Origin of the sequence: Mycobacterium colombiense, from assembly GCF_001665835.1 — a bacterium.
In the GTDB taxonomy this organism is placed as follows: Bacteria; Actinomycetota; Actinomycetes; order Mycobacteriales; family Mycobacteriaceae; genus Mycobacterium; species Mycobacterium colombiense_A.
The window spans coordinates 131,091-157,557 of record NZ_LZSX01000014.1; the positions used below are offsets into that span (position 1 = coordinate 131,091).

Genomic DNA, 26,467 nt, shown 5'->3' on the forward strand with positions numbered 1-26,467 from the left:
TCCGACGTGGCCGGAGACTATCTGGTGATCTCGATGCGCTGCGCCTGGTTCCCGGCTGGATCTTTCAAGGCACCGGTGACCCGCACCGTCAGCACGCCGGCGTCGTAGGTCGCCGTGATGGCGTCGCCGGTGACGTGAGCAGGCAGCTGGAACGACCGGCGGAACGATCCGTACCGGATCTCCCGCAGCGTGCGGCCGTCCTTCTCTTCCGAGCGCTGATCGCGGTGCTCGCCGTGGATGACCAACCGCCCGCGGTCGACCTCCACGTTGACGTCCCGGTCCACGTCCACGCCCGGGAGCTCGACACGTACGATCGCGTCGTCGCCGTCCTTGACGATCTCGGCGGAGGGCTTGAAACCGCTGGTCGCCGGGGTGTTCCAGTCCGCAGCGGCGGCGGGGCCGAAAAAGTCGCGCAACCACCGGTCGGTGTCCCAGGCCGGCCGCGACCACAGTGCGAGGTTACTCATGGCGCTTCCCTTCTAATTCCTTGAGCTTGATTGTGAGATTCCTGTGACCGGTGCCTGTGCGACCGGCTACTTGGAGAAACATGAGTCGACCCCGCTAAAGTTCCACCTCGTCGTTCGCCGCCGGCGAACGATCACTCACAGACCTTCCTGTGAGTTGTGAGATCCTCGTCATAGGACCGTCACATTGCGCGAAAAGAACGTAATTTCTGGCCGTTACTCTCAAAGCCATGTCTGCAGACGGGATTTCGCGCGCCAACTGTGCGCCTCGTCACATCATCGTAGTCGGACATGGCATGGTGGGGCACCGGTTCGTCGAGGCGCTACGCGCCCGTGACACCGAGGGATCGTGGCGCATCACGGTTTTCGCCGAGGAGACCGACGCGGCCTATGACCGCGTGGGACTGACCTCCTACACCGAAAGCTGGGATCGCAAGCTACTGGCATTGCCCGGCAACGAATACGAGGGTGACGAGCTGGTCCGGCTGGTGCTCAACCAGCGGGTTACCGAAATAGACCGTGCCGCAAAGACGGTGGTCACCGCCGACGGCCAACGGCACGGCTACGACACCTTGGTCCTGGCGACCGGGTCGTACGCCTTCGTGCCGCCGGTGCCGGGCCATGACCTGCCCGCGTGCCACGTGTACCGCACGCTGGACGACCTCGACGCCATCCGTGCCGACGCCCAGCGCACGGTCGAAACCTCGCACGCCACCGCGGGTGTCGTGATCGGCGGCGGCCTGCTCGGGCTGGAGGCCGCTAATGCTCTGCGCCAGTTCGGGTTGCAGACCCACGTCGTCGAGATGATGCCGCGGCTGATGGCCCAGCAGATCGACGAGGCGGGCGGCGGGCTGCTGGCCAGGATGATCGGCGAGCTCGGCATCTCGGTGCACGTCGGCACGGGCACCGAATCGATCGAGGCTGTTGACCATTCGGACGGCACCACCTCGGTGCGGGTGAGCCTGACCGACGGCCAGGTCATCGATGCCGGCCTGGTGATCTTCGCGGCCGGCATCCGGCCGCGCGACGAGCTGGCCACCGCCGCAGGACTGACCCGCGCCGAGCGCGGCGGGGTGCTTACCGACATTGCTTGCCAGACAAGCGATCCCGACATCTACGCGATCGGTGAGGTCGCCGCGATCGGCGGCCGCTGCTACGGCCTGGTGGGGCCTGGCTACACCTCGGCGGAGGTGGTGGCCGACCGGCTGCTGGACGGCGTCGCGGAGTTCGGCGAGGCGGACCTGTCCACGAAGCTCAAACTGCTGGGCGTCGACGTGGCCAGCTTCGGCGACGCGATGGGGACGACCGAGAACTGCCTCGAGGTCGCCATCAACGATGCGGTCAATCGGACCTACGCCAAGCTGGTGCTCTCCGACGACGCCAAGACGCTGCTCGGCGGCGTGCTGGTCGGCGACGCCTCGTCCTACGGGGTGCTGCGGCCCATGGTCGGTAGCGAGCTGCCCGGCGACCCGCTTGCGCTGATCGCGCCGGCGCAGTCCGGCGGCGGTGCGGCGTTGGGCGTTGGGGCGCTGCCGGATTCGGCACAGATCTGCTCGTGCAACAACGTCACCAAGGGCGACCTGAAGTGTGCGATCGCCGACGGCTGCGCCGATGTCCCCGCGCTCAAGGCGTGCACCTCGGCCGGCACCTCGTGTGGGTCTTGCGTCCCGCTGCTCAAGCAGCTGCTGGAAGCCGAGGGCGTGGAACAGTCCAAGGCGCTGTGCGAGCACTTCAGCCAGTCGCGCGCGGAGCTGTTCGAGATCATCTCGGCCACCGAGATTCGGACCTTCTCGGGTCTGCTGGAGCGTTTCGGCCGCGGAAAGGGTTGCGACATCTGCAAACCCGTCGTGGCCTCCATTCTGGCTTCCACCGGATCGGACCACATTCTCGAAGGCGAGCAGGCCTCGCTGCAGGATTCCAACGACCACTTCCTGGCCAACATCCAGAAGAACGGCAGCTACTCGGTGGTGCCGCGGGTTCCCGGTGGTGACATCAAGCCCGAGCATCTGATCCTGATCGGCCAGATCGCCCAGGACTTCGGGCTTTACACCAAGATCACCGGCGGCCAGCGGATCGACATGTTCGGCGCCCGGGTGGACCAACTGCCGGAGATCTGGAAACGCCTGGTCGACGGAGGCATGGAATCCGGCCACGCGTACGGCAAGGCGTTGCGCACGGTGAAGAGCTGCGTGGGCACCGACTGGTGCCGGTACGGACAGCAGGATTCGGTGCAGCTGGCCATCGATCTGGAACTGCGCTACCGCGGACTGCGGGCACCGCACAAGATCAAGATGGGCGTCTCCGGGTGCGCGCGCGAGTGCGCCGAAGCCCGGTCCAAGGACGTCGGCGTCATCGCCACCGAAAAGGGCTGGAACCTCTACGTCGGCGGCAACGGCGGTATGACGCCCAAGCACGCACAGCTGCTCGCCAGCGATCTGGACACCGAAACGCTGGTCCGCTACGTCGACCGGTTCGTCATGTACTACATCCGGACGGCCGACCGGCTGCAACGCACGGCGCCGTGGGTCGACTCGCTCGACGGCGGGCTCGACCACGTGCGCGAGGTCGTGTGCGAGGACTCGCTCGGCCTGGCCGAGGAATTCGAGGCCGCAATGGATCGGCATGTCGAGAACTACAAGTGCGAATGGAAGGGCGTGCTGGACGACCCGGACAAGCTGTCGCGGTTCGTGTCGTTCGTCAACGCCCCTGACGCCGTCGACTCGACGGTCACGTTCACCGAGCATGCTGGCCGCAAAATCCCTGTGTCCATTGGCATGCCGCGGGTTCGTCAAGCGACAACGGAGGAATGAGGAAGGGATCATGACACTTCTCAACGACATCCAGGTGTGGACCAGCGCGTGCGCTTACGACCACCTCATTCCGGGTCGCGGCGTCGGCGTGCTGCTGGACGACGGTTCCCAGGCGGCGCTGTTCCGGCTCGACGACGGCTCGGTGTACGCGGTGGGCAACGTCGACCCGTTCTCCGGTGCCGCGGTGCTCTCCCGCGGAATCGTGGGTGACCGCGACGGCCGCGTAACGGTTCAATCGCCCATCTTGAAGCAGGCGTTCTCACTCGAAGACGGTTCCTGCCTGGACGATCCGGCCGTTTCGGTGCCGGTGTACCCGGTGCGGATCACCGACGACGGGTACGTTCAGGTCGCGCGCGACTACCAGCCGCGGGCTGCCTGAGTTCGACCGCCGGAATTCACCGGGTGATGTCGCCGACCAGGTAGCGCTGCATCGTCGGCCCGATTGCGTCGACGAGTGCGTCCACGGACATGGAGTGCATCGGCTCGGAGCGGATGCCGTAGCGCATGATGCCCAGGCCCACCAATTGTGAGGCGCACAACGAGGCCCGCTGCGCCACCTTGTCGGCGCCCAGGATTTTCAGCAGTGGGCCAAAGACCGGGCCGATGAACATGCCCTGCACGATTTCGGCGGTCTTCGCCATCCCCGTCGACGCGATGGCGCTGGCCGCGAACGGGCCGCCGCCCGCGGCGTCCCACGTCGTGATCAGAGTGCGCAGGGTCCGCCGGCCCACCTGGTTGACCCCGCCGGTGACGATCCGGTCGATGAATTCCGGTGTGCCAAAGGGTAACCGCAGCATCCTCGCGACCGGGTCGAGGATCCCAGGCGACGGCTCTTCGCGGCGGGGCATGGTGTCAGGATCACCCGTCTGCGATCAAAGATCAAGGAACGACGGACACCGGCGCGCCTCGCCAGCAGGCGTTTTGCGCTAGGGCGCGGACCGCACGGTGCGGCCGTGGGCCAGCTGGTGTGGGCCCGATCGGCGCGACGACTGCCGGGCGGTGGGCGCCAGGACCGGCGGCAGGGCCCGGCGGAATCGGTTCGCGACCAGGCGTGCCAACCCGGGATGGGTGCCCAGCGGCTCACTGACCAGGTCGGCGCCGCAGGCGTGCAGCCGTTGCTGGAACAGGCCGTCGGCCAGTAGATATGAGGCGACGACGACGCGTCCGCCGACGCGTCGCGTCCGGGCCCGGGCCCGGTCCACCGCCTCGGGCAGTTGCGGATCGCCGGTGGCCGCGAACGCCAGGCTCACCCGCGATCCGGTCAGCGCCGAGACCAGCGTCGCGGTGGTGTGCAAGTCGGTGCGCGCCTTGACGTCCGAGGTCCCCGCGGCCGCCAGGATCACCGAATCACCCGGTCGCCAACCGCATTTCAACAACTGGTCGCCGACGATCCGGGCGATTTGACCGCTCGGGCCCAGTGCGGGGGTGACGATCACATTCGGGTGTCCACTGACTTCGACGTGGGCGGGCAGATCGGCCCGGACGTGGTATCCGCGCGACAAGAACGCGGGCACCACGATGGCGGGGCGGTCGGTGTCCTTCGCGCGCACCAGGACCTCGCTGGGGGTGGGACCCACCACGTCCACGAAGGCAACGTCCACCGTGCTGTGCACAAGCGTACTCACCTGTGCCGCAAGGCCTTCGATCATCGTCACGCCACCTGGCCTGCGGGTGCCGTGCGCTACCAGGATCAGTGCCATGGGGAAGCTTCCGAATGGTCGATATGGTCGATCGCCAGCCGGTAGCCGCGCTTGACCACCGTCGCGACGATGTTCTTGTCGCCCAGCGCCGTTCGCAGCCGCAGCACTGCGGTATCGACGGCGTGCGGGTCATTGCTGTTGCCGGGAAGCACTCGTAACAAGTCGTTGCGCGCGACGACGTCACCCGGGCGCTGGGCCAGCGCGCGCAGGGTGGCCATGCCGGATCCCGACAGCGACTTCACCGAACCGTCGACCAGCACGCAGGTTCCACGGATCTCAAGGTCGTGACCGGCCGCGCGGATGGCGCACGACCGCAGCGGCGGGAGCTCCTGTGCGATGTGACGTGCCAACGCCCCCAACCGCATTCGCTCGGGCGATGACGTCGGGATCCCCGCTCGGATCAATGGCTGCGCGGTGACCGGACCGACGCACATCGCGTGCACGTCGCTGCGAAGCGCTTGCAGCAGTTGATCTTCGATGCCCAGTTCGCGGCTGCGCTCCAGCAGCGCCGCGCCGGCGGGCGCCGACGTGAAGGTCACCGCGTCGAATTGCCGCCGCGCCACCGAGGCGACGAGTTGGTCGAAGTCGCCGCCGGCCGGCGTTGGCTTCCAGCGGTATACGTGGATGGGAACCACCTCGGCACCCGCCGCCCGCAATCCGTTGATGAACTCCGGGAACGGGTCCCACCCGTCGGCCGCGCCGTGCAGCTGGACGGCGATCCGCTTACCGGCGACGTCCGATTCGAGGAGGTAACGCAGGACTTCGCGCGACGATTCGGATTTTGGGGACCACTCCTCGTGCAGCCCGGCGGCGCGCAGCGCACCGGTCGCCTTCGGCCCGCGGGCCACGATCCGCGACTTGGCAAGCGACGCCAGCAGTTGGGTGGCCAGCCCCCAGCCGTCGGCCGCGGCGACCCAGCCGCGGAAGCCGATGCCGGTGTGCGCCACCAAGATATCGGGGGGTTGGGCGATCACCGCTTCGGTGTGCTTCTGCAATTCGTCGTCTTCGGGCAGCGCGATGATGTTGATGGCCGCGGCGCTGGAAACCTCCGCGCCGTTACGGCGCAGCAACGCGCACAGCTCCTCGGCGCGGTTCGCCGACGTGACGGCGATCCGGTAGCCGGTGAGCGGCGCGGAGTCGGGTGGGGCCAGTTGCGGGGCCATATGAATTGTGTATGCCTGCGACGTTTCGGTTGCGTTACCGGTCAATTGCTGTGGCATTGCCCGTGTTGCGAGTCCGCTCACACACGGGCGGCCTCGGTTTCCGGCGCCGGCTCCAACAGGCCCGGGGCCGACGCGGGACGGCGCACGTAAACCGTCCAGGTCATGATCGCCGCCACGACGTAGGAGGCCAAAAATGCCCAGTAGGCCGATGTTTCCGTGCCGGTACTCAGATAGGACTGGCGCAGCGCCAGGTTGATTCCCACGCCGCCGAACGCCCCGACGGCCGAACAGATGCCGATCAGCGATCCCGACATCGCGCGGGCCCAATGACGGCGTTCGTCCTCGCTCGTGTCCAGCGAGCGGCTGCGCGCCTCGTAGACCGAGGGGATCAGCTTGAAGACCGAGCCGTTGCCCATGCCGGACAGGACGAACAGCAGCATGAAACCGGTGACGTAGCCGAGCATGCTGGCGGTGTGCGTCGCGGCGTGGTGATCGTCGAGGGTGCTGACGGTGACCAGGAGCCCGGCGCCCAGGGTCATGCCGGCCAGCACGCCCAGGGTGACGCGGCCGCCGCCGAGGCGGTCGGCCAGCCGGCCACCGTAGATGCGCGCCAGCGAGCCCAGCAACGGCCCGATGAAGGCGAGCTGCGCGGCGTGCAGCGCGGCATGCTTGGGGCCTTCCCCGCTTTCGGCGAAGTTGACCTGCATCACCTGCCCGAAGGCGAAGGAGAAGCCGATCCAGGAGCCGAAGGTGGCGATGTAGAGCAGCGAGATCACGTGCGTGTCGCGCTCGAACAGGATCTTGCGCATGGTGCTCAGCTGGGTGCCGTGGTTGACGTTGTCCATGCACAACGCGGCCGCGATGCCCACGACTACCAGGAACACCAGGTACACCGCGCACACCCAGTAGGGCGCCTCGTGACCGGCGGTGGCCAGCACCAGCAGGCCGACCAGCTGGATCACCGCGACCCCCAGGTTGGCCACGCCGGCGTTGACGGCCAGCGCGCCGCCCTTGAGCCGCTGCGGATAGAAGGCATTGACGTTCGCCAGCGAGGCCGCGTAATTGCCGCCGCCCAGCCCGGTCAGGGCGGCGCACAGCACGAACGGCCACAGGGGCAGACCGGGATTGGCCAGCAACACGATCGTGCCGGCCGTCGGGATCAGCAGCACAAAGGCCGAGAACGTCGTCCAGTCGCGGCCGCCGAAGGCGGCGATGCCCAGGGTGTAGGGGATCCGGACGCAACCGCCGACCAGGGTGGCGACCGCGCCCAGCAGCAGCTTGTCGCCAGCGGAGAAGCCGTAGACGGACCCGGCCATGAACAGCGCCATGACGGGCCACAGGGTCCAGATCGAAAATGCCACGTGGTCACCGGCGATGGTGCACAGCAGGTTGCGCCGGGCGACCTTCTTGTTGCCTGCCTCCCAGGCCACCGTGTCTTCCGGGTTCCAGTCCGCGATGCGGTGGTTGCGCCCCAGCCGGCCTGTCTTCGGCATGACGCTCATGCGCGTCCACTCTTCGCGGAAATCGCTTGCGTCCCAACGGCATCGCACCGGTTGAAGTGCATACAGCTCCCTCTCGTCAGGCCCCACGAACCGCCGCATCCGGCCGCCGCGACGCCAGGGGTCACCGCGCTCGCCCGGTATCGGGAAAGCTGTTCGGAGGCTGGCTTTCGACGCTTGGGCGCCCCGAATGAAGGGGCGTGCCCCGTCGCACGGTCCGATGCTCACATTTACGACGCGAGCGGGTCAACCGGAACGGGCCAATATCGCCTGTTAGTTGCTTACCAGTTATCTGGTAAATCCCTGAGGGGCAACCGGTTCGCGAACGCGCGGTTCATCGAGCCCGAATGAGCGCCGCCATCAAGTGATTTCACGCATACCCCCAGCCTCGTGTGAGCTGGACTACATTGTGATTCCCGCGCCGACGAATTGCGAACGAATTGCGTTAGGAAAACGGCCAACTCGCGGCGCCGGAATAGGCGCCTGCCAAAGCTCTGGGCCGCGCCCAGTGCAGTCGCACCGTCTGGCCGGGCCGCACCTGGGCGATCTTGTCGACGTCCTCGTCGACCACCACGCCGATCACCGGGTAGCCGCCCGTGACGGGATGGTCGGGACCCAGGATCACCGGTAAACCGTTGGGCGGCACCTGAATTGCGCCGCGGGTCGCACCCTCACTGGGCAGCTGCCGGTCCGGGTAGCAGTGCTGCAGGGGACGGCCGGTCAACCGCATCCCCACCCGGTCGCTGCGATCGGACGCCACCCAATCGGTGTGCACCAGGGCGTCGGGGTCGACGAACCAGTCGTCGCGCGGCCCGGGCACCGCGAACAGCTCGACGACGCCGCCGGTGATGGCCGCCACCGGCGCCTGGTCCAGTTCGGGGTAGGCGTCGGTGTGCTCGCCGATCGGGAGCCGGTCGCCGGCCTGCAGTGGCGACGGGCCGATGCCCGACATCACGTCGTAGCTGCGCGAGCCCAGCACCGGCTCCACGCAGATGCCACCGCGGATCGCCAGGTAGCTGCGCAGGCCGGCGCGGGGGGCGCCCAACGCGATCACCTCGCCGTCGCGCACATGATGAATGCTGTTGGTGCCGAACTTGATTCCGTTGACGGTGGGGTCGGCGTCGGCGCCTGTCACCGCGATGTCGACATCGCCACCGGACAGCCTGGCCGCGAAACCGCCGAACGTCACCTCCACCGTGGCGCGGTCGTCGGGGTTTGCCACCAGCCGGTTGGCCAGCCGGTGCGCGCGCCGGTCGGCGGCTCCGGACCGGCTCACCCCCAGATGGGCCAGTCCCGGGCGGCCGAGGTCTTGGACGACGGCGAGCGGTCCGGTGCGGAGGATCTCCAGGATTGCCACGGTTGTCTCCTTAACTATGGTGGCGACCCGCTTCGCCCGGCTGCGCCGCGCTCGCGATCGCCACTTAACAATGGTGGCGACCCGCTTCGCCCGGCTGCGCCGCGCTCGCGATCGCCACTTGGCTATGGTGGCGACCCGCCACCGACTAGACGGCCCGGAACTGCACCCACATGCCCTGCGTCAACAACGCAGGGTTCGACCGCTGTAGGTCCCACAGCACCGCGCCGGTCCGGCCGATGAGTTGCCAGCCACCGGGGGACTGACGCGGGTACACCGCGCTGAAGTCACCGGCGAGGGCCACGGAGCCGGCCGGCACCGAGGTCCTCGGCTCCGGGCGGCGTGGCACCCGCAGCCGCGGGTCGCCGTCGACCAGATACGCGAAACCGGGTGCGAATCCACTGAATCCGACCCGCCACAGCGTGGAAGTGTGGGCGTCGATCACCGCGGGGATGGTCAGCCCGGTGTGGCCGGCGACCTCGGCCAGATCCGGACCGTCGTAGACGACGTCGATGACCACGTCGGCGCGGCGCTCCGAGGCGGTGTCGGTGGTGGCGGCGACGTCCATCTTGCGCAGCCGCTGGCGGATGACGCCTTGGCGGCGCGGACCGTCCAGCTTCACCAGCACCGTGCGGGCCGCCGGGACGACGTCGACCACGCCCGGTATCGCCGCGGCGCGCAGCGCGTCCGCCCACGCCAATACCTCAGCGGTACTTCCGCATTGCACCATCAGCGCGCGGTCGCCGTAGTCCACGACGGTGTTGCCGACCAGCTCCGTCGGCAGGTTGTGGGCCAGGTCGCCGCTAAGGTCCGTCACGCTCATTACTCGACGGTAACCCCGGGATCGGGGCATGTGCGAGGGGCGCCGACGGATTTTCGAGCTCTGCCAGAGCTGCCTTAGCAAACGCTCAAACAGCCCTGGCATGCCCGCGCGGCTAGCCCAGGATCTTGGTGATCAGCGGCGGCAGTTGATCGGCGATGACCGGGTAGCTCAGCGGCGAGGCGAACGCGATCGCCCCGGCCTGGTCCTTGGTGGTGAAGATGTGGCGGTTCTGTGCGGTGGTCAGCGACCCGGCCACCTCGGGGTCGGCGAGTATCGCCTTCTGCTCGTCGGGGCTCCGCGTCGTCCAGATCACCACGTCGGCGGACTCGAGCACGGATTTGATGTGATCGCGGGGGATGACGGCCCGCTGATCGGTGCCGAACGGCTTGATGGCGTCGGAGATGACCAGTCCCATCTGATTCAGGAAGTCCGTGCGCCAGCCCGCCATGGTGGCGACGACCGTGCCCTGCCACAGCGCGCCGTGCATCAGCAGCGCCTTCTTGCCGGTCCACTGCTGATTCTTTTTGCCGATGTCGGTGAACTTCTGGTCGACGCCGTCGATCAGCGACTTCATCTGGTCGGCCTGGAAGACCGCCTGGCCGATGATGGTGGCCTGGTCTTTCCACGGCTCGAAGAAGGCGTCGCCGTCCGATTGCGCGACGGTCGGGGCGATCGCGGACAGTTTCTGATACGTGTCGGCGTCCAGGCCGGCGTTGACGGCCACGATCAGGTCCGGTTTGAGACCGGCGATCTGGTCGACGGGAATGCCGTTGTCGAGGTTCAACACAGTCGGCTGCGCGCCACCGAGTTTGGGTGCGGCCCACGGCCAGACGGCGGAGGGCTGGTCACCGAACCAGTTGGTCACCGCGATCGGCACCACGCCGACCGCGAGCAGGTCGTCCTGCTCGGTGTAGCCGGCGCTGACGACGCGCTTGGGTGGTTCCTTGATGACGGTCTCACCGAACAGGTGGGTGACCGTCACCGAACCCGGGGTGGCTCCCGGAGCCGATTTGCGCGACGAGCATCCCGAAGAGAACGCGGTCGCGCCGCCGATCGCGGCGACCCCGGCAGCCCCTGCGAGCTGCAAGAATCCCCGTCGATTCCATCCCTGTCGCATCGCGTGAGAGTATCGCGTTCCGCCCGCTCAGATGCATCGCCGCGCTGTTGAGGTCTGTCAGCCCAGCGGCATGCCGGCGTCCATGAAGTCCAGGGCGCGAAAGATCGTGTCGGCGGTCTTCGGTGCGTTGTCGAAGGCGGCCATCACGGCACCTGTCAACGCCCCCGCGAACACCCGGACTTCGAAATCGTCTGCGGCACGGCCGATCCGGTGCGCGATCGCCTCGGCGGCCACGGTCACGGTGCGATAGTACTCGTCGTACATCGCCGCCTTGAGCTCGGGTATCGAGAACATCAGGCGCTGCCGGGTGCTCTCGAACTCCAGCTGATCATCGGGGAGTTGGGCCATGACAGCCTCGTAGGCCCGGCGGAAGGCCTGCGCCGGAGACAGGTTGCGCGGCTGGGCCTTCAACGCGTCCAGGATCAGCGGGTCCAGGTCGTCGGCGAGCAGCAGCGATTCCTTGGACGGGAAGTAGCGGAAGAAGGTGCTCGGCGACACGTCGGCCGCCTCGGCGATCTGTTCGACCGTGGTCGCGGCGTAGCCGTTCTCCTCGATGAGGCGAAACGCCTCGCGCCTGATGGCGCGGCGGGTCTTGATCTTTTTGCGCTCTCGTAGGCCCAGGGGCGCCTCAGTCACCTGCATGGCGCCGATTGTCGCGCATCCACCCGCCACCGTGGGCTCGCGGCGTCGTTGCGTTGCAGACTTCTGACAAACGTGACCGGGCCGTTGCGATTTCTGCGTATTGCCCGCGTAACTGTGCACACCCAGTTCGGTAACAGTGTGTCTTTAGCGTCGAGTGGTCACTGCCCGCGCCTCATTCAACTCAGGAGTCCCACCGGATGACCACGACCATCGGCCCCGTATCGCAGCCCGCGCCACCGCGCGAGCGTCATACGGGACGGCACTGGATCGATGACTGGCGGCCCGAAGACCCCGAATTCTGGGAGACGACCGGCAAGCCGATCGCTCGCCGGAACCTGATCTTCTCGATCTTTGCCGAGCACGTCGGGTTCAGCGTGTGGATGTTGTGGAGCATCGTGGTGGTGCAGATGACGGCCGGGGCACACGGGCACCCCGCCGCGTCCGGGTGGGCGCTGACCGCCAGCCAGGCCCTGTGCCTGGTCGCCGTCCCCAGCGGCGTCGGGGCGTTCCTCAGATTGCCCTACACCTTCGCGGTGCCGCTGTTCGGCGGCCGCAACTGGACGACCATCTCGGCGGCGCTGCTGCTGATCCCGTGCCTGCTCCTGGCATGGGCGGTGAGCCATCCCGGCCTCCCGTTCGGCGCGCTGGTGGCGATTGCCGCGACCGCCGGCTTCGGCGGCGGCAACTTCGCCTCGTCGATGGCCAACATCTCGTTCTTCTACCCGGAGAAAGACAAGGGCTGGGCGCTGGGCCTGAACGCGGCCGGCGGCAACATCGGCGTGGCGGTGGTGCAGAAGATCATTCCGCCCATCGTCATCGCCGGCGGCGGGATGGCGCTGTCGCGCGCCGGACTGTTCTACGTACCACTGGCCGTGGTGGCCGCGGTCTGCGCGTTCCTGTTCATGAACAACCTCACCGAGGCCAAGGCCGACGTGAAGCCGGTGCTGGAGTCGCTGCGGCACGCCGATACCTGGGTGATGTCGCTGCTGTACATCGGCACCTTCGGCTCGTTCATCGGCTACTCGGCCGCCTTCCCGACCCTGCTCAAGACGGTCTTCGGGCGGGGCGACATCGCCCTGGCATGGGCCTTCCTGGGCGCCGGCATCGGATCGGTCATCCGGCCCCTCGGCGGCAAGCTGGCCGACCGGATCGGCGGCGCCCGCATCACCGCCGCCAGCTTCGTGATGCTGGCGATCGGTGCGGCGGCGGCACTGTGGTCGGTGAAGGCGGTGAACCTGCCGGCCTTCTTCGCGAGCTTCATGTTCCTGTTCGTCGCGACCGGCATCGGCAACGGCTCGACCTACCGGATGATTTCGCGGATCTTCAAGATCAAGGGCGAACTGGCCGGGGGTGATCCCGACACCATGGTGGCCATGCGCCGCCAGGCGGCCGGGGCGCTGGGCGTCATCTCGGCGGTGGGTGCCTTCGGCGGGTTCGTGGTTCCGCTGGCGTACGCGTGGTCGAAGTCGGAGTTCGGCAGCATCGAGCCGGCGCTGCGGTTCTACATCGTGTTCTTCCTCGGCCTGCTCGGCGTCACCTGGTACTGCTACCTGCGCAAGCACAACGCGATCACGCGGGTGGGGATCTAGGCGCGGCCGGGGTCAGTTCGACGGCTTCTGCTTTCCGCCGTATCCCTCCCAGGGGCTGTAGTCGGCGATCAGCTCGTCCTGGGGTGGCCGCTGGTCTTCGGGAACGTGCTGCAGGTTGATCCGGATCCGGTACCAGATCGAACTGGGCCCGCGCATCCCGTCGACCAGGACGTCGACCGGCTCCAGCCGGCGGGCCGCCGCGGGATAGCGGTCGCGCCAGACGTCCAGCGCGGCCATCGCCTCGTCCTTGGTCTTGGTGCGGGCGATCTCGATCAGCGGCATCGTGGACTGGCGCCGGCCGTCGGCGCGCTTGCCCGCCCCTTTCGGCGCGCGTTCGGGCGGCCCCATCTCCTCGGCCAGCACCAGCAGCCGGTCGAGCTCGCCGATGGCGTCGTCCATGCCCGCCCAGGGGTCACCGATCTCGGCGAACCGGGCGGGCACGGTGTCGATGGTGAACGCCTCGGGGTCGCAGCCGGCGACCTCGTCCCACTGCAGCGGCGTCGAGACCCGGGCATCCGGGGTCGCCCGCACCGAATACGCCGATGCGACGGTGCGGTCCTTCGCGTTCTGGTTGAAGTCGACGAACACCCCCTCGCGTTCTTCCTTCCACCAGCGGCTCGTCGCCGCCTCGGGTACCCGTCGCTCGACCTCGCGGGCCACGGTCTGCGCGGCCAGCCGCACCTGGCGGAAATCCCAGCGCGGGGCGATGCGGGCGTAGATGTGAAAGCCGCGCGATCCCGACGTCTTAGGCCACGCGGTCAGGCCGTAGTCCTCGAGCACCTCGCGCGCCACCAGCGCGACGTCCACGATGCGCCGCCAGGAGACCCCTGGCATCGGATCCAGGTCGACCCGCAATTCGTCGGGGTGATCGAGGTCGTCGGCCAGCACCGGATGCGGGTTGAGGTCGACGCAGCCCAGGTTGACCGCCCAGGCCAGCCCGGCGGCGTCATGGATCACCGCCTCGGCGGCGGAAGTGCCTCGTGCGTAACGCAGTTCGGCAACGTCCACCCAGTCCGGCCGCTTGGCCGGCGCACGCTTCTGGAAGACCGCCTCTTCGGTGATGCCCTTGACGAAGCGCTTCAGGATCATCGGGCGGCCGGCCACGCCGCGCAGCGCGCCGTCCGCCACGGACAGGTAATAACGGACCAGGTCGAGCTTGGTATACGGGCCGGTCGAGGTTTCACGGGTGCTCGCGCGGGGGAATATCACCTTGTCCGGATGGGTGATGGTGACCTGGCGCCCGGCCACCTCCAGCGAAACCGGACGGGTCATGTGGTTCATGCTAATTCGCCAGAAAATCTGGCCGTACTGAGACGGACGTCACATAAGGTGGATTTCATGCCTAACCTCCTCGGCCTGCCCGGTCAGGCCGCCGCAAAAGTTGCGCAGTACGTCGAACGCGGCTCCGCCGAACTGCACTATGTGCGCAAAGTCTTCGAGTCGGGCGCGTTCCGCATCGAGCCGCCGCAGAACTACGCCGCGATGGCCGCCGACATCTACAAGTGGGGAGAGTTCGGCATGCTGCCGTCTCTCAACGCGAGACGTCACCCCGACCGCGCGGCGTGCGTCGACGAAGAGGGCGAATTCTCCTACCGGGAGCTCGACGAGGCGGCGCACGCGGTGGCCAACGGGCTGATCGAGAAGGGCGTCAAGGGCGGCGATGGCGTCGCCATCCTGGCCCGCAACACCCGCTGGTTTTTGATCGCCTACTTCGGCGCCGCGCGGGTGGGCGCCCGCATCATCCTGCTCAACAGCGAGTTCTCGGGTCCGCAGATCAAGGAGGTGTCGGAGCGCGAGGGCGCCAAGCTGATCATTTACGACGACGAGTACACCAAGGCGGTCAGCAAAGCCTCGCCGGAATTGGGCATGCTCCGCGCGTTGGGCACCAACCCGGACAGCGACGAGAAGTCGGCCAGCAAGGACGACACGCTGGCCGACTTGATCGAGCGCAGCGACAAGAAGCCCGCGCCCAAGGCAAGCAAACACTCGTCGATCATCATTTTGACCAGCGGGACCACCGGCACCCCCAAGGGCGCGAACCGCAGCACCCCGCCGACGCTGGCGCCGATCGGCGGCATCCTGTCGCACGTTCCGTTCAAGGCCGGCGAGGTGACGTCGCTGCCCGCACCGATGTTCCACGCGCTGGGTTTCCTGCACGGCACGATCGCGATGTTTTTGGGCTCGACTCTGGTGCTGCGCCGGAAGTTCAAGCCGCCCCACGTGCTGGAAGACATCGAGAAGCACAAGGTGACCGCGATGGTCGTCGTCCCGGTGATGTTGTCGCGGATCCTCGACGCGCTCGAGAAGCTGGACAAGAAGCCCGACCTGTCCAGCCTGAAGATCGTGTTCGTCTCCGGATCAGCGCTGGGCGCCGACCTGGCGGAACGAGGCCTCAAGGACCTGGGACCGGTCATCTACAACATGTACGGCTCGACCGAGATCGCGTTTGCGACGATCGCCGAGCCCAAGCACTTGGAGTACAACTCGTCGACCGTCGGCCCGGTGGTCAAGGGCGTAAAGGTCAAGATCTACGACGACAACGGCAAGGAGTTGCCCCAGGGCGACGTCGGCCGCATCTTCGTCGGCAACGCCTTCCCGTTCGAGGGCTACACCGGCGGGGGTAAGAAGCAGATCATCGACGGGCTGTTGTCCTCGGGCGACGTGGGCTACTTCGACGAGAACGGCCTGCTGTACATCAGCGGGCGCGACGACGAGATGATCGTCTCCGGCGGCGAGAACGTCTTCCCGGCCGAGGTCGAAGACCTGATCAGCGGCCATCCCGACGTCGTGGAGGCCACCGCGATCGGCGTCGAAGACAAGGAATGGGGCCACCGCCTGCGCGCCTTCGTGGTGAAGAAGGACGGCGCCGACCTCGATGAGGACACCGTCAAGCACTACGTGCGCGACCACCTGGCCCGCTACAAGGTGCCGCGTGAGGTGGTCTTCCTCGATGAGCTGCCGCGCAACCCCACCGGCAAGGTCCTCAAGCGCGAGTTGCGCGAAATGGACGTCGACTAGCCCGTTGGTCCAGCGGGCCTCGCCTGATGGGCGGGTTCAGCGGCGGTCTTTGATGGCGCGGGTGACCTGTGCCGTCAGCTTGGGGTCGACCAGAAGTTGGTCGATGAGCGCGGTGAGGACTTCTTGCCCGGTCACCCGGGCGACTCCCAAACGGTCCGCCGCCTCCCGCTGCCAGATGTCGAGCGCCCGGTGAGTGGCCGCCGGCAGGTCGACGGTTCGACGCGTCCGCTGGGTGCGTCCCTGCTGCCCGGCCGCCGGCCGGCTGGCGATCCGCGGGCCACCCTGCTGCCCGAGACTGGTGAGACGCTCGGTGGGGGCGGCGTCTCCGGAGGGCCCGGCGGCCGAGTTGGGGGCGCGAAAGGCTCCGGCGCTGGGTCCGCTGTGGCTGCTGTTGAAGTTCACTTCGGTGTCTTCCTCCGTGAGTGCCAATCAGTAAATCAGCGCTCGGTGCCGTTGTGTCAATACTGATTCTGTCACCGACGCCAGCGTAAGTCGCGTTGCCGGGCCGCCCGCCTCCCAGTCGGCACCCCGCGGGTGGGAGCGCAGTTGCGCGGCGCCACAGCGCCTTCGCGCCGCAGATCGTCTCGCAAATACGCGAAAGTAGCTATTTGCTCGCCATGCGACTTTTCGGCGTACGCCAATGGCGCGGCTTGTTCTTCTCGAAAAGCTCGCCAGTCAGAATATCTGTTAATACGGAAAGTCTGACATCAGTAGGTACGGGATCCGTGGACCAGTACATCAGTAGACGGCTATTGAACTGCTAGAACGACTGTGGCACAACCGCGTCGTCAGTATTTGCAAATAAATGAATTACGTAAATACGCGTCAAGAATGAAACCGATTATTGGCCGGCACGGCGCTGTTGTTATCCAATTCACAATGGCCAGATAGCGAATTGCCCTTGTTTGCTCAGAAATGTCCAACTACCGTTTTTGGTATCGGGCGGCAAGCGGTTGGAAAGGAAAACTTCGATGATCTTCGGGCGATCATTATGCGGCGCGGCCGCAGGTGTCCTAGGTGCCGGGGCTGTGGCCGGCGCGCTGCTTTTCAGCGGCGCCCCCATGGCCCAGGCCGCTCCTGCGCCCGCAGCCACCACCAGCTTCGCCAGTGCTGGGCCGCACAGCGGACCGGGCTTCATCCCCGATCGCCCCGGCGGTCGCGGATGGGGCGGCCATGATGGTCGGGGAAATGGCAATTGGGGGCACGGCAACTGGGGCCGTGGCGGTGGCTATTGGGGCCCCCAGCACTGGTGGAACTGGTGGTGGTGATCACCATCTCCGCGCGGTAGGGGTCATCGCCGACACGCCAACCCTCGGGGTGGCCGACCGCGCATGGGGGGAACCATGCCGGCCTGACGTAGTCAGGTCGGCATGGCCCTGTTTTGGGCCCTTTTTCCGCGGCGCCTTACGGGTCGCGGGGCAGGCCCAGTAGCCGTTCGGCGATGATGTTCAGCTGCACCTCGGAGGTGCCGCCGTAAATCGTGGTGGCACGGCTGGCCAACAGGTATTCGCCCCATTTGCCGGGTAGTTGGTCGGGGTCGCCGATCGCGGCATCGGTGCCGAACGACGAGACCGCGAATTCGGCGTAACCCTGGCCGGTACGCATGGACAGCAACTTGGAGATCGCCGCCGACGGCATGGCGTCCCCACCGGCCAGCGTCAACAGGGTCGAGCGCAGGTTGAGCACCTTGGCCGCGTGGCCCTCGGCGATCAATTGGCCCGCTCGGTGCTGTGCAATCTGATCGAAGTGCCCGTCACGAACGAACTCGACGAACTGGGCCAGCGTGGCCAGGAAGTTCGCCTCGCTGCTGCCGATCGACACGCGCTCCGCGGTCAGGGTGTTGCGGCTGACCTCCCAGCCCCGGTTGACCTCACCGAGCACACACTCGTCGGGCACGAACACGTCATCGATGTAGACGGTGTTGAACATGGCGTTGCCGGTGAGCTCGCGCAGTGGCTTGACGTCGACGCCCTCGCTCTTCATGTCCAACAGGAAATATGTGATGCCAGCGTGTTTCGGGGCGCTGGGGTCAGTTCTGGCCAGTAGCGCGCCCCACTGCGAGAACTGCGCGGCGGTGGTCCAGATCTTCTGGCCGGTGATGCGCCAGCCGCCGTCGGTCCGGGTGGCCTTGGTGGTGAGGCCGGCCAGATCCGATCCGGCGCCCGGCTCGGAAAACAGCTGGCACCAGATCATCTCGCCGCGAAAGGTCGGCGGCAGGAACCGCTGCTTTTGCTCCTCGGTCCCGAACGCCACGATCGACGGGACGATCCAGGTCGCGATCCCCGTCTGCGGCCGCTTGACCCGCCCGGAGGCGAACTCCTGGGCGATGATGATCTGCTCCACCGGGCCCGCGGCCCGGCCCCACGGCTTGGGGAGGTAGGGGAGTACCCAACCTCCCTCGGCGATGGCGACCCTGCGCTGCTCCCGCCCGATCTCCTTGAGCGCGGCAACCTCCGCCCGGATCTCCGCCCGCAGCTTCTCGGTGTCGGGGTCGAGGTCGATGTCCACCGCGCGCATGCCGGTGGTGGTGGCGGTGTCGACGACCTTCTGCGGGTAGTCCGAACTGCGGCCGAAGGAGGCGGCCAACATCAGTGCCCGGCGGTAGTACACGCCTGCGTCGTGTTCCCAGGTGAAGCCGATCCCGCCGTGCACCTGAATGCAGTCCTGGGCGCAGCGCTGGGCGGCCGCGGGCGCCAGCGTCGCCGCGACGGCGGCCGCGAAGTCGACGTGTGAACCGGCTGTGTCCCAACCATTTTCGCGGGCCTCGTCGATCGCGCGGGCGGCATCCCACACGGCCGCGGTGGCCCGCTCGGTGTCGGCGATCATCTCGGCGCACTTGTGTTTGATCGCCTGGAACTGGCCGATCGGACGGCCGAACTGCTCACGGATCTTGGCGTAGTGCGAGGCCGTGTCCGTCGCCCAGCGCGCCACACCGATGGCCTCGGCGGACAGCAGCGTGGTCATCACCGCGTGCGCCGTCGCCATGCTCAGGTTCGTCAGCACGACGTCCTCGCCGACCTCGACGGCGTTGGCCCGCACATCGGCGATGGGGCGCAGCGGGTCCAGGCTCTTCACCGGCTCGATCTCGAGCTGGTCGGCGCGCAGCACCACCCACGCCTCACCGCTGTCGATCGCGACCGGCAACACCAGCAGCGTGGCCTGCGCCGCGGCGGGCACCGCACGGACCTCGCCGCGGATCACCAGCGAATTGCCTTGCCGGGTCGCGGTCAGCGCACAGCAATTCAGGCCGTAGGAGGCGATTTCGGCGCCCGACGCCAGCTCGGAGAGCACCTTCGCGTCCGGGTCGTGCGCGGAGATCAGGGCACTGGCGATCGCCGACGGCACGAACGGCCCCGGCACCGCACCGTAACCGAATTCGGCCAGCACGATGGCCAACTCGAGAATGCCGAAGCCCTGCCCGCCGACGGATTCGGCGAGATGGACACCGTGCAGTCCCTGGTCGGCCGCGGCCTGCCAGTACGGCGGGGGATTATCTATCGGTGTCTCCATGGCCGCATGCAGCGTCTCGGACGGCGCGATGCGCGCGACCAGTGATCGCACGGAATCGGCCAGGTCTTGATGCTCGGGATTTATCGCGATCGGCATTGGTCGCCTTCCGTTGCTGCAGGAGGCCGTTTCGGCCCAGTAGCTTCCAAGCTAACAACCAGTCGGTTGGTTGACGACACGGGTCGGCGGCTGTCCGTCGCGCAGACACCCGCGACGAATTGCGCGAGAACTCTCAGCGCCACCGCTTGCTGATCCATCGGGTGATCACGTCGGCCTGCTCGCCGCGCGCTCCAGGGGTGGTGAAGTAGTGGTCGGTTTCCACCGCGGCCTGCGTCTTGTCGGTGCCGGCGAGCGCGTCGAAAATGCGTTGGGCGTCAGAGGGAAACACCCCGGTGTCGGCCTCGGCGTTGATCACCAGGGCGGGACAGCTGATCCGGGCCAGATGCGGTTCGGCGCGGGTCTGGGCCACCCGCAGGCTCCACATGCTCAGCCAGTTGCGCAGCGTGCAGGCCGCCGCGATCCCGTGCGCCGAGCGGTTCGCCTTGGCCGGGACGCCCGCGTAGCACATGTTGGGTTGCCGCTTGGTGGGCTCGATGCCGGGGTCGACCATGCGCGGATCGGCCCAGGTCCGCATCACGGAAAACGGGCGATCGGAAAACCCCGCCGCGCGAACGCGTTTGAGCTCGGTTTCGGCCCAGTCGGTGATCGCGTGGTTGCGCGCGGTCTGCGCGCTGCGGTAGCGGGCGAGGAAGTCCGGCGAGTACGGCGGGCCATTGCGCTCGTTGAACAGGTCGAGGTCGGCGTCGGTGGCCACCGGGTCGTTCTCGTCGACGACGGCGGCGTCCATCCAGGCGGTGAGCACCTCCGGGCGCCCGGGATGGGCGGCGGTGGCCACGTAGCCGTCGGCTGGTGGCAATTCGGTCAGCCCGGTCGCCGGGCGCATCCCGTCCAGTGGGGTGACGTTCGGTTCGACCGCCTGCGACTGGTAGGCGGCCATCAACGAGCCGCCACCCGAATTGCCCAACAGCACCACGGTATCCACGCCCTGCACCTCGCGCAGCCAGCGCACCCCGACGCCGATGTCGACCAGCGCGTGGTCGAGCAGGAAGTTGCTTTCGAAGCCGCGAAACCTGGTGTTCCAGCCCAGAAAACCGACGCCGCGCGTGGCCATGTAGTCGGCGAGATAGTGCTCGGAGAAGTCGATCTGGTAGTGCGTGGCGATCATCGCCACTTTCGGTTTGCGGCCCACCGCCCGGTGATACAGCCCCTGGCACGGGTGCCCGCCCGCGCCCGCGCGCCCCGCGGTGGGCGACGGCAGTCCGATGAATTCGCGGATCACTCCGGCACCGGTATGACGAGTCAATTCAGCGGTCCCCCTTACGCATAGATGGCCCGGTAGTAGATGTTGGCCAGGGTCTGGATGCAGGCCTGGTCGTCGGGTTCCGCCGCACGGGCCCCACCGAGTTGGATGTAGCAGAACTGGTTGAACATCGCCACGATGGCCTCGGCGATCAGCCGAGGATCGTCGTCGCGGCAATAGCCCTCGGCCTGGGCCCGCCGCACCGACTCGGCGATGAAAGAGATTGGTATCTCGCAGATCTCGGCCCAGTATTGGGCGAAGTCGTCGTTGACCATCGCCAGCTGCGACACGCTGATCACCTCGGCGAGTCGGTGGCGGTAGGTGTGCCAGTGCGCGGCGGCCGCGGCGTGGGCCCGCTCCCGCTCGGACAGACCGTGTTCGGTTACCGACAGCGCGCGCTCGTTGGCCTCGTCGCGGAAGCGCAGCGCCCACTGGCGCACCATCGCCTCTTTGGAGTCGTAGTAGTTGTAGAACGATGCCGCCGAACGTCCGGCTTCCGCGGCGATGTCGGCGATGGTCGTGGCGAGGACGCCCTTGCGCGCGATGACGGTCCGGGCGGCCATGTCGATGGCGGCCTGGGTGCGCCTGCCGCGAGCGGTGGGAAGTTCGGCGGGCCGGCCGGCCCGGCCAGCAGGGGACGCCGCGGTCGACACCTGCGCACCTCCCTGGGCCAGAACTGAAACTGATGTTAGATTCAGATTTGGATCTTGGCCAGGATCGTCAAGCCGGGGACCGAGGGGAGCCACCAGATGATCAAGCCGCACAACACCAACACGGAATTCGAGCTCGGCGGGATCAACCATGTCGCCCTGGTGTGTTCGGACATGGCTAAAACCGTGGACTTCTACAGCAACATCCTCGGCATGCCGCTGATCAAATCGCTGGACCTACCCGGCGGCGACGGCCAGCACTTCTTCTTCGACGCCGGCAACGGCGACTGTGTCGCCTTCTTCTGGTTCGCCGACGCCCCCGACCGGGTGCCGAGGATCTCGTCGCCGGGCGCCATCCCGGGCATCGGCGACATCACCAGCGCAGTCAGCACCATGAACCATCTCGCCTTCCACGTGCCGGCCGAGAAGTTCGACGCCTACCGCCAGCTCCTCAAGGACAAGGGGGTGCGGGTCGGGCCGGTGCTCAACCACGACGAAAGCCCCATGCAGGTGTCCGCGATCGTGCATCCCGGCGTCTACGTGCGCTCGTTCTACTTCCAGGATCCGGACGGCATTACCCTTGAATTCGCTTGCTGGGTGAAGGAATTCGAGAGCGGCGACGCCCAGGCGGTGCCGAGGACCGCGGCGGACCGGCGGCCCCCGGTGGGTGCCGCCCACTGATTGGACCGGGCCGAGCCGGAGGATGTTTTCATGACCGACGGCATTCTGACCGACGCGCAGATCGCGGCGCTGACGCCCGAGCAGCGGCGGGAACTGATCACCCGGCTGGAGCAGCCGCTGGGTGACGTGATCGACCCGGAGTTCCTGGCGCGGGTGCGGCGCATCCGGCTCAGCCTGATGGTCGGTGGCTCCATGGCGATGGTCCCGTGGCTGGGGTATCTGTCGGTGACGCTGCCGGAGAACTACGTTGCGCACAACTGGCCCATCACCTGGGTCGGATTCGACGTGCTGCTGGTCGGGTTCATGTTGACGACGGCGGTGCTCGGGTACCTGCGTCGTCAGTTGCTGGTGCTCGCCGCCTTCACCACCGGGGTGCTGTTGATCTGCGACGCGTGGTTCGACCTGATGACCGCCGGACCCAAGGACATCTGGCTGTCGGTGATCACGGCGCTGCTGATCGAGGTGCCGCTGGCGATCTTCATGATCACCAGCGCGGTCCGTATCTTGCGGCTGACCATGCAGCGGTTGTGGCTGCTGCACCCCGGCATGCGGCTGTGGCAGCTGCCGCTGTTCCCGTGATGCGGGGCGGGTTTGGCTCGAGCCGCTCGGGTTCGAGGCCATGCCGGCCCCGCGAACGGGCCTATCAACGCTATCCCGAGTTCTAGACGCGGACAGGCGAATCGGCGACAAACCGTCCGTGGCTGGATACTTTTTGGTACGCATGCGCCACCCATCGGGGCGGCCATGCGACCGGTAAGCCAAGCAGGTTACCGCCGCGGAGACGATCGCGCGGGAGAAATGCGAGTCTTCGTAAAACCGCGAAATCATCGCCTCCCTCAGCTAGCGTCCACGGCAGCGACATAGGGGGTGTAAGCGACGCGGTAGTTCAGTCACATACCGAAAAGTACGTCGCGAAACTTCAAGCGTGAATCCAACCCGAGATGCGTCAATAGCTAAGCGCTAATTGCACTTTCACACCCCCCAGACCGCACAACAGATGTCGGTATCTCACAGCACAAGGACTCGACGAATGGTCGCACTCGGAAACATCAACGAATGGGAACCGCCACACGGCCCGGTTACCATGTGGATGGCAGCGCCCGCGGCGCTTGAAGCGGCACGCGCCGCGCGACGAAGTGATCTAGCTCCGAGTTATCAACAGAACCAACACCTCTGGGCCTCCTACCACGGCAAGAACCTGAACCGGCAGCTGCCCCGGCTGATGATCGTGGCGTGGAACATTCCCGGCACCTGCGACATCGAGGCGATGACCGCGACGATCAATGCCCATGTGCGCCGCCAGGACACGTATCACTATTGGTTCGAATTCGACAACCGAATCTTCGTGCGCCGCGAAATCGAGAATCCTCAAGACATCGACTTCGTCCCGGTGGCGCTCGGCGAGATGACCCCGGGCCAGGTGCGCACCCACGTCCTGACCACAACCCCGGAGACCCTGGAATGGGGCTGCTTCACCTACGGAATCGTCCAGCACGCCGACTATTTCACGTTCTATGCCAGTATCGACCACCTGCACATCGACGGTCTGTCCGCCGCCCTCATCTTCCTCGACGTCCACCTGATGTATCAGGAACTGGCGCAGAGTGGGCACCTGGCCGCCGCACTGCCAGACGTGCGGAGTTATCGCGCCTACGTTGCTCGGCAGCGTGAGAAGGCCGCGACGCTGGACCTGTCGTCGCCCGAGATCAAGGACTGGATCGCATTCGCGCGTGACACCGACGGCGACTGGCCGAGTTTCCCACTGCCGCTGGGCGATATCTGGGCGAGCACCAAGGGCGATCTGCTGACCGTCGAACTGATGGACGCCGCGGAGACGGAGGCCTTCGACGCCGCGTGCGTCGCGGCCGGCGCCCGGTTCATCGGGGGAGTCCTGGCATGCGCCGGTTTCGCCGAGCACGAATTCACCGGCAAGGACACCTATCACGGGTTCACGGCCAAGGACACCCGGGCCGCAGGTGTCGACACGATGACCGTGGGGTGGTTTGCCAGCCTGATCCCGATCACCGTGCCGACCACCGGCGAGACGTTCGCCCAGGCGGCCAGGGCCGCGCAGAAGTCGTTCGACGACGCCCAGCGCCTCGCCGAAGTTCCGGTCGAGCGGGTCCTGGAACTGGCTACACCCGACGAACTGGGCATCAAGCTGCCGACGCAGCTGCCGATGATGCTGTCCTTCCTCGACTTCCGCAAGATTCCCCTCAACGGGTTGTGGGCTGAAACGAAGTTCGGCACCTACGGCGACAGCCTTTCCCACGGCGGAATCAACATGTGGATCAACCGCCAGGCCGAGAACACCACCGTGACGATGTCCTTCCCGGACAACGCAATCGCACGCGAGTCGGTGCTGCGCTACATCGCGACGCTGACCCAGGCGTTCGTGCGTGTCGCCAAGCCCACCGCGGACCAGCCGGTCGTGGTTGCGCCCCAGGTGAATTCGGAAGAACCCTACCCGCTCGCGCCGGACGCCGACGACACCGAAGCGGCATAAGAATGAGCAACGTGCTGGACCTGGCCGACCAGACCCTCTTTCTCGGTGAGCGGGCGACGGGGGCCACCAGCCTGCTGCAATGTGTGTGGGTGTACGACCACGCAATCGACATCGGCGGGCTGCGCGAATTCCATCACCATCTGGGCACGGGGCGACTGTCGCGCCGGATCGAACGGTCTCCCTTGCCGTTCGGCCGCCATCGCTGGGTGGCGCCGAAGGATCGGTGCACCCTCGAGGTTGTCGGCACGCCGCGGCGACCCGACGAGATCGACGCGTGGCTGGCCGAGCAGGGCGCCAACCGGCCGGACGCCGAGCACGGGCCTGGCTGGCACCTGGCGGTGCTCCCGCTCACCGACGGCGGCGCGGCCGTCAGCCTGGTGACCACGCATTGCCTCACCGACGGCGTCGGGCTGTGCGAGGCGTTGGCTGACGCGGCGTGCGGGCGTGACGACGCGATCCGCTGGCCGGCCGCGGCGGCACGCCGACGGTGGCGGGCGGTGCATGAGGACGCCCGCCAAACCGCGCACGACACGGGCGATGTCGGTCGCGCCGTCGGCGCGGCGGTGCGAATGCTCCGGCAGGGCCGCGACGCCGTGCAATCCGCGTCGGCCGAGAAGCGGCCGGCGCAGCCCGGCGCGGGGGACGACCGCATCACCCTGCCGATGACGACGTTCTTCGTCGACGCCGACGAGTGGGACCGCCGCGCCGGCGCGCTCGGCGGGACCGGCAACGCGCTGCTCGCGGGACTGGCGGCCCGCCTCGCGCAGCGGGTGGGACGGGTCGCGGCGGACGGCTCGGTCAACGTGGGGATGCCGCTCAACGAGCGCACCCCCGGCGACACTCGCGCCAACGCCGTCACGAACGTCGACGTCACGCTCAGGGCCTCGGCGATCGGCACGGACCTGCGCGAGATCCGGGCCGTGATCAAGAACGCGCTGATCCGCCATCAGGACGAGCCCGACGAGCGCTGGGCGTTGCTGCCGCTGGTTCCGCTGATCCCCAAGCGGCTCTTCCGGCGACTGATCAGCGTGGTCACCGGCGGCGCCACCACCGTCGTGTCGTCCAACCTCGGTGTCATCGACCCGGCGGTGAATCGGCCGGACGGCAGCGACGCCGACTATTTCGCGATGAAGTCGGTGTATCCGGGCGTGACCAGCGCGATGATGCACCGCACCAACGGAGCGCTGGCGTTGTTGTCGGGACGGGTGCACGGCCAGGTCTTCGTGTCGGTCCTCGGCTATCAGTTGGGTCGCCGAAACTCGAACGAGGATTTGCGGCAGGCCATCTCGGGCGTGCTGGGTGATTTCTCACTGACCGCCACCACCGGCTGGCGCGCGTTCACCCGAGTGTGAATCCGGGGTGGGGCACTAGGCGCCCGCACGTATTTTCGATGTCGTCATTAAGTCTTGGTTGGGCGAGCGAGCGGTCGCAGGCCCAATTGCGCAGGTAGAAGGGGGGATTCCGCGGCGAGCTGTCCGGCGCGGACGCCTTTTCGCAATGTGACCCTTCTCACATCTGGGGCACGTTTGTGGCCTATTCGACTAGCGTCAACTCCCGCGACACAGGGGGCGCATAGCGACGCGG

At 67.2% G+C, this 26,467-nt stretch carries 23 protein-coding genes; 8 read left to right on the forward strand and 15 right to left on the reverse strand.

Annotated features, from left to right (window positions below):
• Positions 1–17: 17 nt before the first annotated feature.
• Complete coding sequence (locus A5760_RS03470) at positions 18–467, reverse strand: Hsp20/alpha crystallin family protein (protein WP_064877712.1); 450 nt, start codon at positions 465–467, stop codon at positions 18–20.
• 227 nt (positions 468–694) lie between these two features.
• On the opposite strand from A5760_RS03470, the gene nirB reads away from it, so the two are divergent.
• Together nirB and nirD are read left to right on the forward strand one after the other, a co-directional pair.
• Positions 695–3,274: a nitrite reductase large subunit NirB gene (nirB, locus tag A5760_RS03475; protein ID WP_082279317.1), complete on the forward strand. Its 2,580-nt coding sequence runs from the start codon at positions 695–697 to the stop codon at positions 3,272–3,274.
• Between the two features lie 10 nt (positions 3,275–3,284).
• The gene (gene nirD / locus A5760_RS03480; RefSeq protein ID WP_064877714.1) at positions 3,285–3,653 is read left to right on the forward strand and encodes a nitrite reductase small subunit NirD; all 369 of its coding nucleotides are present in this window, start codon (positions 3,285–3,287) and stop codon (positions 3,651–3,653) included.
• Positions 3,654–3,669: 16 nt separating this feature from the next.
• On the opposite strand, the gene A5760_RS03485 is transcribed toward nirD, so the two are convergent.
• The 8 genes from A5760_RS03485 to A5760_RS03520 all read right to left on the reverse strand — a co-directional run bounded on the left by A5760_RS03485 (position 3,670) and on the right by A5760_RS03520 (position 11,572).
• The gene (locus tag A5760_RS03485) at positions 3,670–4,122 is read right to left on the reverse strand and encodes a hypothetical protein (protein ID WP_064877715.1); all 453 of its coding nucleotides are present in this window, start codon (positions 4,120–4,122) and stop codon (positions 3,670–3,672) included.
• A 78-nt stretch (positions 4,123–4,200) separates the two neighbouring features.
• Entirely contained in the window at positions 4,201–4,974 is a 774-nt protein-coding gene (locus A5760_RS03490) for a sirohydrochlorin chelatase (protein ID WP_064877716.1), read from the reverse strand.
• Entirely contained in the window at positions 4,965–6,125 is a 1,161-nt protein-coding gene (locus tag A5760_RS03495; RefSeq protein ID WP_155764190.1) for a uroporphyrinogen-III synthase, read from the reverse strand. The genes A5760_RS03490 and A5760_RS03495 overlap by 10 nt, the downstream gene beginning before the upstream one ends.
• A gap of 89 nt (positions 6,126–6,214) precedes the next feature.
• Complete coding sequence (locus tag A5760_RS03500) at positions 6,215–7,612, reverse strand: MFS transporter (protein WP_196771973.1); 1,398 nt, start codon at positions 7,610–7,612, stop codon at positions 6,215–6,217.
• Between the two features lie 469 nt (positions 7,613–8,081).
• Positions 8,082–8,993 carry a 5-oxoprolinase/urea amidolyase family protein gene (locus tag A5760_RS03505; protein ID WP_064877718.1) on the reverse strand — a complete coding sequence of 304 codons (912 nt, stop codon included), beginning with the start codon at positions 8,991–8,993 and terminating at the stop codon, positions 8,082–8,084.
• A 145-nt stretch (positions 8,994–9,138) separates the two neighbouring features.
• A complete protein-coding gene (locus A5760_RS03510) occupies positions 9,139–9,813 on the reverse strand; it encodes a 5-oxoprolinase subunit B family protein (RefSeq protein WP_064877719.1) in 675 nt (224 codons plus the stop codon).
• A 112-nt stretch (positions 9,814–9,925) separates the two neighbouring features.
• Positions 9,926–10,930 carry an ABC transporter substrate-binding protein gene (locus tag A5760_RS03515; protein WP_064877720.1) on the reverse strand — a complete coding sequence of 335 codons (1,005 nt, stop codon included), beginning with the start codon at positions 10,928–10,930 and terminating at the stop codon, positions 9,926–9,928.
• A 57-nt stretch (positions 10,931–10,987) separates the two neighbouring features.
• Positions 10,988–11,572, reverse strand: coding sequence for a TetR family transcriptional regulator (locus tag A5760_RS03520; protein WP_064877721.1), 585 nt, complete (start codon positions 11,570–11,572; stop codon positions 10,988–10,990).
• A 197-nt stretch (positions 11,573–11,769) separates the two neighbouring features.
• Here A5760_RS03520 and A5760_RS03525 point away from each other — a divergent pair, with 197 nt between their 5' ends.
• The gene (locus A5760_RS03525) at positions 11,770–13,161 is read left to right on the forward strand and encodes an MFS transporter (protein ID WP_064877722.1); all 1,392 of its coding nucleotides are present in this window, start codon (positions 11,770–11,772) and stop codon (positions 13,159–13,161) included.
• Positions 13,162–13,173: 12 nt separating this feature from the next.
• On the opposite strand, the gene A5760_RS03530 is transcribed toward A5760_RS03525, so the two are convergent.
• Entirely contained in the window at positions 13,174–14,442 is a 1,269-nt protein-coding gene (locus A5760_RS03530) for a DNA polymerase domain-containing protein (protein ID WP_064877723.1), read from the reverse strand.
• A gap of 57 nt (positions 14,443–14,499) precedes the next feature.
• On the opposite strand from A5760_RS03530, the gene fadD2 reads away from it, so the two are divergent.
• A complete protein-coding gene (fadD2, locus tag A5760_RS03535) occupies positions 14,500–16,179 on the forward strand; it encodes a long-chain-fatty-acid--CoA ligase FadD2 (protein WP_064877784.1) in 1,680 nt (559 codons plus the stop codon).
• Between the two features lie 36 nt (positions 16,180–16,215).
• On the opposite strand, the gene A5760_RS03540 is transcribed toward fadD2, so the two are convergent.
• The 5 genes from A5760_RS03540 to A5760_RS03555 form a co-directional block, all read right to left on the reverse strand.
• On the reverse strand, positions 16,216–16,581 hold the full coding sequence (locus A5760_RS03540; protein WP_064877786.1) for a hypothetical protein: 366 nt from the start codon (positions 16,579–16,581) through the stop codon (positions 16,216–16,218).
• A 472-nt stretch (positions 16,582–17,053) separates the two neighbouring features.
• Positions 17,054–17,317, reverse strand: a complete 264-nt coding sequence (locus tag A5760_RS26530; protein WP_155764183.1) for a hypothetical protein — start codon at positions 17,315–17,317, stop codon at positions 17,054–17,056.
• Positions 17,318–17,583: 266 nt separating this feature from the next.
• Positions 17,584–19,785, reverse strand: a complete 2,202-nt coding sequence (locus A5760_RS03545) for an acyl-CoA dehydrogenase (protein WP_064877724.1) — start codon at positions 19,783–19,785, stop codon at positions 17,584–17,586.
• Between the two features lie 133 nt (positions 19,786–19,918).
• On the reverse strand, positions 19,919–21,049 hold the full coding sequence (locus A5760_RS03550) for an alpha/beta hydrolase (protein WP_155764184.1): 1,131 nt from the start codon (positions 21,047–21,049) through the stop codon (positions 19,919–19,921).
• 14 nt (positions 21,050–21,063) lie between these two features.
• Positions 21,064–21,609: a TetR/AcrR family transcriptional regulator gene (locus A5760_RS03555; RefSeq protein WP_196771974.1), complete on the reverse strand. Its 546-nt coding sequence runs from the start codon at positions 21,607–21,609 to the stop codon at positions 21,064–21,066.
• A 186-nt stretch (positions 21,610–21,795) separates the two neighbouring features.
• Here A5760_RS03555 and A5760_RS03560 point away from each other — a divergent pair, with 186 nt between their 5' ends.
• From A5760_RS03560 to A5760_RS03575, 4 genes are all read left to right on the forward strand, one after another.
• On the forward strand, positions 21,796–22,377 hold the full coding sequence (locus tag A5760_RS03560) for a VOC family protein (protein WP_064877727.1): 582 nt from the start codon (positions 21,796–21,798) through the stop codon (positions 22,375–22,377).
• 30 nt (positions 22,378–22,407) lie between these two features.
• A complete protein-coding gene (locus A5760_RS03565) occupies positions 22,408–22,956 on the forward strand; it encodes a hypothetical protein (RefSeq protein ID WP_064877787.1) in 549 nt (182 codons plus the stop codon).
• A 451-nt stretch (positions 22,957–23,407) separates the two neighbouring features.
• Positions 23,408–24,883, forward strand: a complete 1,476-nt coding sequence (locus tag A5760_RS03570; RefSeq protein ID WP_064877728.1) for a condensation domain-containing protein — start codon at positions 23,408–23,410, stop codon at positions 24,881–24,883.
• Between the two features lie 2 nt (positions 24,884–24,885).
• Positions 24,886–26,235 (forward strand): hypothetical protein, encoded by a 1,350-nt coding sequence (locus A5760_RS03575; RefSeq protein ID WP_064877730.1) that lies wholly within the window; start codon positions 24,886–24,888, stop codon positions 26,233–26,235.
• Positions 26,236–26,467 lie beyond the last annotated feature (232 nt).

What these genes read in the sequence shown, in the direction of transcription:
- A5760_RS03470 (WP_064877712.1), bottom strand. Translation starts at nt 467, where the DNA reads ATGAGTAACCTCGCACTGTGGTCGCGGCCGGCCTGGGACACCGACCGG.
- nirB (WP_082279317.1), top strand. Translation starts at nt 695, where the DNA reads ATGTCTGCAGACGGGATTTCGCGCGCCAACTGTGCGCCTCGTCACATC.
- nirD (WP_064877714.1), top strand. Translation starts at nt 3,285, where the DNA reads ATGACACTTCTCAACGACATCCAGGTGTGGACCAGCGCGTGCGCTTAC.
- A5760_RS03485 (WP_064877715.1), bottom strand. Translation starts at nt 4,122, where the DNA reads ATGCCCCGCCGCGAAGAGCCGTCGCCTGGGATCCTCGACCCGGTCGCG.
- A5760_RS03490 (WP_064877716.1), bottom strand. Translation starts at nt 4,974, where the DNA reads ATGGCACTGATCCTGGTAGCGCACGGCACCCGCAGGCCAGGTGGCGTG.
- A5760_RS03510 (WP_064877719.1), bottom strand. Translation starts at nt 9,813, where the DNA reads ATGAGCGTGACGGACCTTAGCGGCGACCTGGCCCACAACCTGCCGACG.
- A5760_RS03515 (WP_064877720.1), bottom strand. Translation starts at nt 10,930, where the DNA reads ATGCGACAGGGATGGAATCGACGGGGATTCTTGCAGCTCGCAGGGGCT.
- A5760_RS03520 (WP_064877721.1), bottom strand. Translation starts at nt 11,572, where the DNA reads ATGCAGGTGACTGAGGCGCCCCTGGGCCTACGAGAGCGCAAAAAGATC.
- A5760_RS03525 (WP_064877722.1), top strand. Translation starts at nt 11,770, where the DNA reads ATGACCACGACCATCGGCCCCGTATCGCAGCCCGCGCCACCGCGCGAG.
- A5760_RS03530 (WP_064877723.1), bottom strand. Translation starts at nt 14,442, where the DNA reads ATGAACCACATGACCCGTCCGGTTTCGCTGGAGGTGGCCGGGCGCCAG.
- fadD2 (WP_064877784.1), top strand. Translation starts at nt 14,500, where the DNA reads ATGCCTAACCTCCTCGGCCTGCCCGGTCAGGCCGCCGCAAAAGTTGCG.
- A5760_RS26530 (WP_155764183.1), bottom strand. Translation starts at nt 17,317, where the DNA reads ATGAAGCCCGGTCCGCTGTGCGGCCCAGCACTGGCGAAGCTGGTGGTG.
- A5760_RS03545 (WP_064877724.1), bottom strand. Translation starts at nt 19,785, where the DNA reads ATGCCGATCGCGATAAATCCCGAGCATCAAGACCTGGCCGATTCCGTG.
- A5760_RS03555 (WP_196771974.1), bottom strand. Translation starts at nt 21,609, where the DNA reads ATGGCCGCCCGGACCGTCATCGCGCGCAAGGGCGTCCTCGCCACGACC.
- A5760_RS03560 (WP_064877727.1), top strand. Translation starts at nt 21,796, where the DNA reads ATGATCAAGCCGCACAACACCAACACGGAATTCGAGCTCGGCGGGATC.
- A5760_RS03565 (WP_064877787.1), top strand. Translation starts at nt 22,408, where the DNA reads ATGACCGACGGCATTCTGACCGACGCGCAGATCGCGGCGCTGACGCCC.
- A5760_RS03570 (WP_064877728.1), top strand. Translation starts at nt 23,408, where the DNA reads ATGGTCGCACTCGGAAACATCAACGAATGGGAACCGCCACACGGCCCG.
- A5760_RS03575 (WP_064877730.1), top strand. Translation starts at nt 24,886, where the DNA reads ATGAGCAACGTGCTGGACCTGGCCGACCAGACCCTCTTTCTCGGTGAG.